The organism is Actinomadura sp. NTSP31, assembly GCF_041951385.1.
Lineage (GTDB): Bacteria > Actinomycetota > Actinomycetes > Streptosporangiales > Streptosporangiaceae > Spirillospora > Spirillospora napierensis.
This window is the reverse complement of sequence record NZ_JBGNUT010000029.1, coordinates 133,208-141,957: the sequence shown is the minus strand read 5'-3', so window position 1 is coordinate 141,957 and position 8,750 is coordinate 133,208. Positions and strand designations below refer to the sequence as shown.

Sequence of the window (8,750 nt, the reverse complement as noted above, 5' to 3'; positions counted from 1 at the left end):
GCCTTACAGCCGGCCCGCCGCCCGGTCCGAGATCAAGCGGGAACGATGTTCTCCGCCTGCAGGCCCTTCTGGCCCTGCGTGATGTCGAAGGACACCTTCTGGCCCTCCTGGAGCTCACGGAAGCCCTGGGCCGCGATGTTGGAGTAGTGGGCGAAGACGTCGGCGCCGCCGCCGTCCTGCTCGATGAAGCCGAAGCCCTTTTCCGCGTTGAACCACTTGACAGTACCGGTGGCCATGGCCGCCTCCTTCTGGGTCGGTTCCCGGTCCGCACACCTTGTGCGGGCCGGACGCCGCGATGGCCCATCCGGAAGATCCAGAACAACAAAAAATGCGCCCGAGGTGGAACCGTCAGGCGCACATACATGTCTATGGGAACCGCAACTTTCTACACGCTACCACATGATTCCGTGGACGGCACCGGGACGCCGATTTTTGCCCGCAACTCGCGGGGAGGCTCCCCGTGCACCCGCGACGGGGCGCATACTGGCAGGAATGAAACCCTTCCGGCCCGCCCAGCGGCGACACCTGCCCACCAGCCCCTTCGCGCCTCCGCCCGCGGCTCCGCCCGCCAAGGAGTTCGCCCCCGACGACCAGGTCACCCACGACAAGTACGGCCTCGGCCGCGTCCTGGAGGTCGAGGCCGGACGAGCCGTCCTCGTCGACTTCGGGACGCGCAAAGTCCGGATTCTCGCCCCGTTCGCCAAGCTTTTCAAGCTCTGAGACCCGTCCGCGAAACCCGGCCACGGCGGGAGCCCCCGCGCGCGGCCGGCAAAAGATCTACCCGGAACCCGTGCCGTGCCCGCGCGTCCCCGCCCAGGGGGACCCCGTTCACGGCGGGCGCGTCCGCGTCCGCGTCGTTCACATCCGCCCGGGCTGCGGCGGACGACCGTCGATGAGATGCGCGCCGTCGGCCTCGTCCGTGCGGCGCCCCTCGGCGAGTTCGACGAGCCGGGCCGCCATGTCGGCGAACAGCAGCAGCTGGCGGGCGGTCGCCGGCCCGAACGGCTGCGCGCCGGGGCGTCCCAGCACGGCCAGCACCCCGCGCGTGGTCTCGCCCGTCTCCAGCGGCAGGATCAGGATCGGGCCCGGCGGCAGCCGGCTCAGCGTCTGATCGGCGGCGATCCGCGCGGACAGCGCCCGGCGGGAGGCGAACGCCCGGCCGAGCATCGACCGGCCGCGGCGGACCGTCAGCCCGCGCACCAGGTCGCCGTCGGTGCCGTCCGCGACGTCGATCCGGAGCATGTTGCCGTCCTCGACGGGCAGGGCGATGAACGCCAGCGGGACGTGCGCCAGCGCCCTGGCCTGCGCCGCCACGAGGTTCAGCAGGTCCGGCAGCCGCGCGCCGCCGAGCACCGCCGTCATCAGCTCGAACGACGCCGCGAACCGCTGCTCGTCCGCCGCGTCCCGGGACGCCCCCGGCGGGCCCCACGCACTCGTCGCCAGATCTTCGCTCATGCCGCTCTCCTCACGCGCTCGGACATTCAGGCCGCGGCCGATCGGGAGCGGGGCAGCGCGATCGGCACGGCACCACCGGCCGGCCGGACGGTGAACGCCCGGTCGAGCCCGGTGACGTGCAGGAGCCGGGCCAGCTGCGGGCGCGGCGAGGCGAGGACGAGGGAGCCGTCCGGCGCGGTCCGGCGCCGCGCACCGACCAGCAGCGCCAGCCCGGACACGTCGCAGAACGTCACCTCCGACAGGTCGATGACGACGTGCGCTCCGGAGTCCTCCAGCGCGGCGCGCAGCCGTTCCCGCAGTGAGGGGGCGGAGGCGATGTCGAGTTCGCCGCTGAGGGCGATGAGGGTGTGGTCCGCGAGCTGTTCATGTCTCAGCCCGGCCTCGGGCGAGGCGATGCCAGTGGGCATGTGGATCTCCGATCCGAAGGTCTGTGGACGCCGGTCCCCGGCAGAAGGCACGGGGATCAGCGGGCGGCGGCGTCGCGTCCACGCGACGGCCTCTTGACGCTGCCGATGCCGGCCGCGGCGTGGCAGGTGCACGTCCGGGTGCGGACGGAATCGTGTTGCGGCGTCATGCGCGCCGTACCTGTCTGGCCTCCCGGGGAGACCGAGTAACGGGGAACCAGGGGGACGCGGGCTTGGCCGCCGGCATCGAAAACCCCTCGTTCGCGCCCCAGCCTACGCCTACCCGCCGCCGGCGGCCGTGGCTCGCGCACGGGCCGAGGCCCGAAGACGGCGCCGCGAACGCGCGCACCCGCAGGCCACAGCCCCGCGGCCGGCCGCACCGGGACCAGCAGGCCCGGATCGGCCCGCGGTCAGCGGCGCGGGACCAGCAGGTCCAGGTCTGCCCGCGGTCAGCGGTGAGGGACCAGCAGGTCCAGGTCGGCTCGCGTGACGCGGGCGCGTTCGGCCAGCCCGTCCCGGTCCAGGCCCGCGACCGCCACCAGCTCCAGCGCCCGCGTGAGCATCGTCGGCTGCTCCAGCGCACGGACAGGCCCCGGCTCCTGCCGCCGCCACCCGCGCGAGCTCAGCGCGCCCATCGCGGTGCGGTACGCGCCCTCGTCCATGACCCGCAGCGTGCGGGCCCGGTACAGCAGCGCCGCGATGCTCACGCCCCACTCCGCCTTCAGCTCGCCGAACCGGTCCCAGTCGGCGGACCGGGGAAGCTCGCCCGCGATCTCCTCGGCCGGCATCAGGAACTCCGCCGCGAACCGGTGCGCCTGGTCCTCGACGATCTTCCCGCCCGGTTCGGCGTCGGCATGCATCACCAGATGCCCCAGCTCGTGGGCCCCGTCGAACCGGTTCCGCCAGTAGTCGCCCTTCGCCGGGTTGAAGAACACCATCGGACGCGGATGCAGGCCGACGCTGAACGCGTCCACCCGCTCGGCCGCGTCGGGCAGCACGAGCACCACCACGCCCTGCGCCTCCAGCGTCCGCACCACGTGCGGCACCGGCCCTGGCCCGTCGACCAGCGCCTTCCGCGCGACCCGCGCCGCCTCCACCGGGCCGCCGCCCGCGATCTCGTCCGGCGACACCACGTACTCCGGCAGGTCCACCACCGGGAGATCGACGAACTCCTCCAGCGCCGCGACCACGTCCGCCGCGATCCGCCCGTACGCCAGGGCCTGATCACGCTCGATCTGGCTGGTCGACCTCAGCGACCGGAAGTGCGCGCCGTCCAGCGACACCGCACCGCGCCCGGAACGGAAGAACTCGACCGGCACCCCCAGGGCGATGGCCAGCCGCGACACGACACCGTCCTCGGGACGCTGCACCCCCGCCTCGTACTGCCCGATCGCCCGCGGCGTGCTCCCCACGGCCTGCGCGAGCTGGTTCTTGCGCAGCCCCCTGAGCCGCCGGGCCAGCGTCAGCCGCTCGCAGTCGAACAGCAGCCGCGCCTCGGCGACCCGCCGAGCCGTTCGCTCATCGTCCACTATGCCGTTTCAGTGCTCGTCTCTCCGCGCAGCCGCATGGGGACGTCGGCCTCGTCGTCCCAGAGCGGCATCGTCCGTTCGACGAGCTTACGGCGTGGATCACCTCCAAGCGCGTCGTCCAGCTCCCGGACCCAGTGCCACGCCGTCCCGCCATCGGCGTTCCACCGGGGACGCCCCAGGAAGAGCTCCATCTCCAATGGCTCGTCGCTCGCACTGTGCGCGAGCACCAGCGTCACGACCTCGGGCGTGTCGCCGCCGAACCCGATGTCGAGCGCGAGCTGCCGGTCGTCCGCGTACTCCTGCCGCGCGACGGCCTGCTTGGTGGGACTGTCCCGGTCCCACCGGATCTTCCGCACCGCCCCGAACTCGTGCCGCTTCAACAGCACCCGATACTTCCCGTACCGCCACCCGGGCGACCCGTTCAGATCGTCCCGGACCACCCTTCGGTCGCCCTCGAAGACCCGGTCGATCCAGGACGTCAGCACATCGAACGCGGTCACCCCGTAGGACCGCTCCGTGAACCCCGCCGCCCGGCTCAGCCCTCCGAACACGGCCAGCGTCGCCTCCCGGTGGGCCTCCCGCACCCCGTGCAGGAACCCACCGGCCCGCAGCTCCCCCCAGACAAGGGTCTCCTCGCTCACACCCCGAACCCTAGAAGCCGCCACCGACAGAACGTCCGATGGTGAACAGCCGGACCTCCCGCAACCGCGGCACCGGCCCCACGCGTCCCTCCCGCACCCACAACGCCCGGACGGTCGTCAACACGAGCGCCCGCGCCCCCATGAACATCAACACCGCCAACGGCAGCTCACCGAGCAACGCCGTGACCACACTGACCACGAGCTCGCCCGACCCCCACGACAGCATCACGTCGAACCACGCATCGCACACCAGCAACGTCCCCGTGACGATCTGCCCCACGATCGCTATCTGCAGCCGCCGCCACACCGCGAACGCCGTGAACGCGAACGCCGCCGTCAAAGCGACGTCGAACCCGATCCACGCGGCCGCCCACTGACCCGCCTTGTAGTGCTGCGGCAACGTGAACCCCAGCACGACCGTCCACGGGATGAGCCACGCACAACACGCCACCAGAAAGACCAGCACCAATCCCCGGCGCCGCCGATACCGCGGCTGCTCCAGCGGATCCTCGTCACTCAGCGCGATCAGCGCCCGCAGCAACTCGGCCCGCTCCTCGGCCGACAACTTCTGCAACTCCTCGACCGACACCACCCCGACCACCGCCCTCCGGCCGACGCTCCGCCCCCAGCATAAGAAGCGCCGACCGGCCGAACGGGCGGGCCCTACTTCACCGCCCTGATCTTGACCGGCGTGGCCTTCCCCTCGGCGACGAGCCGCTCATGCTGCTGCCACCCCTGCAACCACTTCCACCCGGACCCGAGCGCCGCCGTGGTCGCCGCCACCATGAACGACGCCACCTGCGTCTCGTCCAGATCAGCACCCGGAACCAGCTGCGCGACGACCCCCGCCAACCACCCGGCGGCCACAGCGAACACCGGCGTGAAAAGCGCAACCCCCCGCCCCAACCAGGACCCCTCCGCAACCGGCTCGGGCACGTCCTGCTCAATCCCCTCGACCTCAGTCACACCCATCACCATCCCGCTCCGGGCGGACGACCCGCCCACGAACCGACATCGCCCCCATGCTGATCCGCCACCGCCCCACCCGCCCTCAAAACCCCAAAATCCCCACTCAATCAACCCCCCGGGCAGCCCAAGGCCGATGAGTCTCGCCGTAGCACCCGGTCTGTATGCCAACACACGATCAGACGCACTCGAGGAGAGCCTCATGACCGCTACCTACACATTCGACGTCTTTTCCAGCCTGGACGGCTTCGGCGCCGCCGGCGGCAACTGGACCGGCTACTGGGGCAAGCAGGGCCCCGAACTGCTCGACCACCGCCTCGCCCTGTACAGCGAGGAACAGCGGATGATCTTCGGGGCCAACACATATCGGGCGTTCGCGCAGATGCTGGCCTCCAGCACCGAGGACTCTGACGTGCGCGACCCTTGGGTCACCCGCATGAGGAACCTGCCGGCAACGGTGGTGTCGACCACGCTGAAAGGATCCCTCGACTGGCCGGACGCGACCGTCGCGAGCGGCGACGCCGTCGACGTCGTCGCCCGGCTCAAGCAGGAATCCGACGTACCGCTGCGCTCGCACGGCAGCCTGGCGATGAACCGCGCCCTGATGGCCGCCGGCCTGGTCGACCGCGTCCAGGTGACACTGTTCCCCGTCATCACCGGCCAGACCGGCCTGGACCCGGTCTTCGGCGGCGCCGCCGACTTCGACCTCGAACTCATCGAAAGCCGAACCCTCGACGGCCACACCCAAGAACTCATCTACCACCCCACCCTGCACCCGTGACCTCAGCAGGGACGAGGCATGCCCCGCGCCACTGCGTCAGTCGAGGCCCTTCAAGTGCCGGACGAGCGCCGCGAACCGCCCGGGAGCAAGGGCGAGGTGGCCGCCGTCGGGGTTCTTGCTGTCCCGCACTCCGATGCCGTTGGAGAGCGCAGCGACCTCGACACATTCCCCGCCCTGGTTGGTACTCCTGCTGCTCTTACGCCATGGATCCGTTGTCACTTCGCGTCCTTGAGGCGGCTTAGCACAGCAGCGAACTCTGCGGTCGCGAGCACCAGATGCGCGTGGTGAGGCAGCTTGCCGTCGCGAATCCCAATGGCGCCATCGAGGCGGGCAACCTCAACGCATTGGGCGCTGGTGCCCTCCGTCGAGTGACTGCTCTTACGCCAAGTCGGGGAAGTCACGTCATGGCCTCCATGTACTGCTTGATGAGGGTTCGTGAGGAGTCTACGGGTAGAACAACCGCCCCGATGCGGTCGAATCGAAGCTTGAAGGTCTCGACCTCCGCGACCTCTGCGACCAGTCGCCCACCGTTCGGTGCCTCGACGAAGGCCACCTCACCTTCTTTCACTTTTATGATCTTGAACGAACCGTCCAACCCGGGATTCGCGCCCGCCGAGTTCGGGACGACTCGCAGAGTGACATGCGGAAAGGTCGACATCGTCACGAGCCTGGCGAGTTGCTCTCGCATGACCTGCTCTCCGCCCACGGTGACTTCGAGCGTCGTCTCGGCAAGTAGCACCCACAACTCCGTGGGAGGTTCTCTTTCCAAGATCGACTGCCGCTTCAGGCGATCTTTGACCGCCGTCTCGATCTCTTTCTCCCTGCCTGCGGTGAGCAGCGCTCTCGCATAAGCGGGGGTCTGGAGAAGGGCAGGGATGAGTTGGCCGCTGTACTGCTTCGTCAGTGATGCTCGGCTTTCGAAGCTCGTGAAGGCCTTGAACCAACTGGGATCATGACCTTGCCGGGCATACTAGAAAGGAGGGTGAAGTGGCCGCCGGTGTTCCAGGCCGCGTCCAGGGTGGCCGCCTGCTTCTCGTCCAGCTTCGCCTCCCCGTTCTCCAGTCTGGAAATTGAGGAGCACGAGCACTTGAGCAGCTTGGCCATGGCGTCTCCCGTGAGACCGCGCTGCATGCGGTGAAAGCGCAGTGAGTAGGCGATCCAGGCCCACATGGAAGATCGTGGATCCGGCGGCTCGTTGATGTTCATGCTGGCCTCCATGCGATCGAACTTCCAGAAGTTCCTGGGAACAGGAAAATGCTAGGGCGGCAGGCGCACTCTGTGGGGGCAGAAGCAAGGAACCTGTGACCTGCGAGGACGGTTCAAAATGGTGCAGATAACGCGGCTCGGACAAATTTCTGTCGGTCATCCGACGGAAATAGCTCTTGGTGGAATGTGCGCCTGGCGGCTGCCCGCGGACGCGACGTGCGCGTCCGTCAGCTGGTCGTCTCGGTCTTCGACACCTGCCGCAGCTCGTTCCCGGACGCCGGTCCGCGCGACCTGCTCGACGAGCACGGCAGAGGCATCGGAATCGTCAGCATGCTCGGCGTCGGCTGGGGAGCCCATCGATCCCGATCAAGGCTTGGCGACGGCCGCCCGGGGAAAGCCGTCTGGTGCGCCTTCCTTCTCCGGACCTCCTGGCCGAACCCACGCCTGACCGCCCCGCCGACCCTGGCCGCCCGGCATCTCGCCGAAACCCTCACCGGCCGTGGCGTTCGCAACGTCGAGCATCGTCATGGCCGAGGTGTTTCCCTGGTTACCGTTCCGGTGGCCGGCGCCGAGGTCAACGTCTGGGTGGAGCCGACGCATCTGACCTACTCGGCTCCGGACGGTTCACGTGTCCGCCGTCCCATGGCCGACCTCCATGACATCGTCGAAATCCTCACCGGTTACCACGAGGGTTACCGAGAATAGGCGTTCCCCGACGTCTGTTGGATGGTCATCCTGCTTTGCGGAAGGTTTCGTAGCGTTGTTCGATGGCTTCCACGTCTGGACGGTCGATTTGCCGCCTTGGGAGGGTGAGGGTCACTCCGTTCATCTCTTGGAGGCCGTGTCTGAGCATCGGGCCGTCCACTTCCTGGAGGATGTCAGTGCGGACCTCGATGGTGAGGGTCGGTCGTATGCCCAGGATGTTGGCGTCGTACGCGGCGTGATGGATCTTGCAGAGGGAGAGCCCGTTCGAGACGGCCGGCAGGCCTCGTTCCTCTCTGTCGGGAATGATGTGCGCGGCGTCGAGGAGTGAGGCGTGACGCAGGCGGCACATTGCGCAGCTGGTGTCGTAGGCGCGGATCACTCTTTGCCGGAACACGGGCTGGTGGAGGCGCTGCCTGCTGATCCGTTCGGAGTATCTGCGCTCCAAGGGGCTCAAGGACGCATGTCCGGCCAGATTGGCCTGCGATTCGTCGAGGGCGACCGCGACCTGTGACTCGGCCGGTTCGTCTGCGACGATCCAGACCGGGTAGAACGGCAAGTACAGCCCTTGTTGAACGCCGAAGAACCAGATGAGCGGCACTTCGAGGGTGTGTGCCTCCCGTAAGCCCTTGTTCGTGTAGTGCTGCGGGTTTCCTTGGTATTTGTATCTGAGGAAACCGTCCGGGCCGAGAGCGTCCTCGTATGGTGCGCGCCGGCCGTCCGATGTGTACGTCGTCAGGATGGATAGCGCCGCCGTCAGCCCCTGCGGCTTGCGGATGCCGAGCTGGTTGTCGACGAGCGGGACGCGCCGGCCCTCGAACTCGAAACCGAGGAGTTCCCGGCGCTCGACGACCGGATTATCGGGCGTGCACCGGCGGTCGAGCCAGGCCATCGCAGCGCTGCGCAGGCGTCCGTCGAAGCCCTTGGCCTCCAGCTGACTCATGTGAATCTTCTACTACTTCGTGACCTGACGCGCCAGGGGGTGCCGGCCGGGAGGTGAACGGTGCGCTCTCGGGGATGCGGTGGGTCACATCGGGGACGTGGCACGGCAAAAGAACATGAGTGT

The 8,750-nt window shown here is 68.7% G+C and carries 15 protein-coding genes; 3 read left to right on the top strand and 12 right to left on the bottom strand.

The window, feature by feature from the left end; all coding sequences use genetic code 11:
• Positions 1 to 32: 32 nt before the first annotated feature.
• A complete protein-coding gene (locus tag ACA514_RS37030; protein ID WP_024936225.1) occupies positions 33 to 236 on the bottom strand; it encodes a cold-shock protein in 204 nt (67 codons plus the stop codon).
• Positions 237 to 492: 256 nt separating this feature from the next.
• Here ACA514_RS37030 and ACA514_RS37025 point away from each other — a divergent pair, with 256 nt between their 5' ends.
• Positions 493 to 720 carry a hypothetical protein gene (locus tag ACA514_RS37025; RefSeq protein WP_344276555.1) on the top strand — a complete coding sequence of 76 codons (228 nt, stop codon included), beginning with the start codon at positions 493 to 495 and terminating at the stop codon, positions 718 to 720.
• A 138-nt stretch (positions 721 to 858) separates the two neighbouring features.
• On the opposite strand, the gene ACA514_RS37020 is transcribed toward ACA514_RS37025, so the two are convergent.
• The 6 genes from ACA514_RS37020 to ACA514_RS36995 form a co-directional block, all read right to left on the bottom strand.
• Positions 859 to 1,455 carry a GAF domain-containing protein gene (locus ACA514_RS37020; protein WP_375045943.1) on the bottom strand — a complete coding sequence of 199 codons (597 nt, stop codon included), beginning with the start codon at positions 1,453 to 1,455 and terminating at the stop codon, positions 859 to 861.
• A 26-nt stretch (positions 1,456 to 1,481) separates the two neighbouring features.
• Positions 1,482 to 1,862, bottom strand: a complete 381-nt coding sequence (locus ACA514_RS37015) for an STAS domain-containing protein (protein ID WP_375045942.1) — start codon at positions 1,860 to 1,862, stop codon at positions 1,482 to 1,484.
• A 446-nt stretch (positions 1,863 to 2,308) separates the two neighbouring features.
• Positions 2,309 to 3,388, bottom strand: coding sequence for an XRE family transcriptional regulator (locus ACA514_RS37010; RefSeq protein ID WP_375045941.1), 1,080 nt, complete (start codon positions 3,386 to 3,388; stop codon positions 2,309 to 2,311).
• On the bottom strand, positions 3,388 to 4,029 hold the full coding sequence (locus ACA514_RS37005; RefSeq protein WP_375045940.1) for a hypothetical protein: 642 nt from the start codon (positions 4,027 to 4,029) through the stop codon (positions 3,388 to 3,390). The genes ACA514_RS37010 and ACA514_RS37005 overlap by 1 nt, the downstream gene beginning before the upstream one ends.
• A gap of 10 nt (positions 4,030 to 4,039) precedes the next feature.
• Positions 4,040 to 4,621, bottom strand: coding sequence for a hypothetical protein (locus tag ACA514_RS37000; RefSeq protein ID WP_375045939.1), 582 nt, complete (start codon positions 4,619 to 4,621; stop codon positions 4,040 to 4,042).
• 71 nt (positions 4,622 to 4,692) lie between these two features.
• Positions 4,693 to 4,995 carry a hypothetical protein gene (locus tag ACA514_RS36995; RefSeq protein WP_375045938.1) on the bottom strand — a complete coding sequence of 101 codons (303 nt, stop codon included), beginning with the start codon at positions 4,993 to 4,995 and terminating at the stop codon, positions 4,693 to 4,695.
• Between the two features lie 202 nt (positions 4,996 to 5,197).
• Between ACA514_RS36995 and ACA514_RS36990 the strand changes: the two genes are divergently transcribed.
• Positions 5,198 to 5,776 carry a dihydrofolate reductase family protein gene (locus ACA514_RS36990; RefSeq protein ID WP_375045937.1) on the top strand — a complete coding sequence of 193 codons (579 nt, stop codon included), beginning with the start codon at positions 5,198 to 5,200 and terminating at the stop codon, positions 5,774 to 5,776.
• Between the two features lie 36 nt (positions 5,777 to 5,812).
• Here ACA514_RS36990 and ACA514_RS36985 read toward each other — a convergent pair whose 3' ends face one another.
• From ACA514_RS36985 to ACA514_RS36970, 4 genes are read right to left on the bottom strand one after another with little or no spacing between them, the layout of a single operon-like run.
• Positions 5,813 to 5,995 (bottom strand): DUF397 domain-containing protein, encoded by a 183-nt coding sequence (locus ACA514_RS36985; protein ID WP_375045936.1) that lies wholly within the window; start codon positions 5,993 to 5,995, stop codon positions 5,813 to 5,815.
• On the bottom strand, positions 5,992 to 6,177 hold the full coding sequence (locus tag ACA514_RS36980; protein WP_375045935.1) for a DUF397 domain-containing protein: 186 nt from the start codon (positions 6,175 to 6,177) through the stop codon (positions 5,992 to 5,994). The genes ACA514_RS36985 and ACA514_RS36980 overlap by 4 nt, the downstream gene beginning before the upstream one ends.
• Positions 6,174 to 6,653 (bottom strand): DUF5753 domain-containing protein, encoded by a 480-nt coding sequence (locus ACA514_RS36975; protein WP_375045948.1) that lies wholly within the window; start codon positions 6,651 to 6,653, stop codon positions 6,174 to 6,176. The genes ACA514_RS36980 and ACA514_RS36975 overlap by 4 nt, the downstream gene beginning before the upstream one ends.
• Before the next feature lie 23 nt (positions 6,654 to 6,676).
• Entirely contained in the window at positions 6,677 to 6,982 is a 306-nt protein-coding gene (locus ACA514_RS36970) for a multiprotein-bridging factor 1 family protein (protein WP_375045934.1), read from the bottom strand.
• A 216-nt stretch (positions 6,983 to 7,198) separates the two neighbouring features.
• On the opposite strand from ACA514_RS36970, the gene ACA514_RS36965 reads away from it, so the two are divergent.
• On the top strand, positions 7,199 to 7,687 hold the full coding sequence (locus ACA514_RS36965) for a hypothetical protein (protein ID WP_375045933.1): 489 nt from the start codon (positions 7,199 to 7,201) through the stop codon (positions 7,685 to 7,687).
• Positions 7,688 to 7,712: 25 nt separating this feature from the next.
• On the opposite strand, the gene ACA514_RS36960 is transcribed toward ACA514_RS36965, so the two are convergent.
• A complete protein-coding gene (locus ACA514_RS36960) occupies positions 7,713 to 8,627 on the bottom strand; it encodes an HNH endonuclease (protein WP_375045932.1) in 915 nt (304 codons plus the stop codon).
• Positions 8,628 to 8,750 lie beyond the last annotated feature (123 nt).

What these genes read in the sequence shown, in the direction of transcription:
- ACA514_RS37030 (WP_024936225.1), bottom strand. Translation starts at nt 236, where the DNA reads ATGGCCACCGGTACTGTCAAGTGGTTCAACGCGGAAAAGGGCTTCGGC.
- ACA514_RS37025 (WP_344276555.1), top strand. Translation starts at nt 493, where the DNA reads ATGAAACCCTTCCGGCCCGCCCAGCGGCGACACCTGCCCACCAGCCCC.
- ACA514_RS37020 (WP_375045943.1), bottom strand. Translation starts at nt 1,455, where the DNA reads ATGAGCGAAGATCTGGCGACGAGTGCGTGGGGCCCGCCGGGGGCGTCC.
- ACA514_RS37015 (WP_375045942.1), bottom strand. Translation starts at nt 1,862, where the DNA reads ATGCCCACTGGCATCGCCTCGCCCGAGGCCGGGCTGAGACATGAACAG.
- ACA514_RS36990 (WP_375045937.1), top strand. Translation starts at nt 5,198, where the DNA reads ATGACCGCTACCTACACATTCGACGTCTTTTCCAGCCTGGACGGCTTC.
- ACA514_RS36970 (WP_375045934.1), bottom strand. Translation starts at nt 6,982, where the DNA reads ATGAACATCAACGAGCCGCCGGATCCACGATCTTCCATGTGGGCCTGG.
- ACA514_RS36960 (WP_375045932.1), bottom strand. Translation starts at nt 8,627, where the DNA reads ATGAGTCAGCTGGAGGCCAAGGGCTTCGACGGACGCCTGCGCAGCGCT.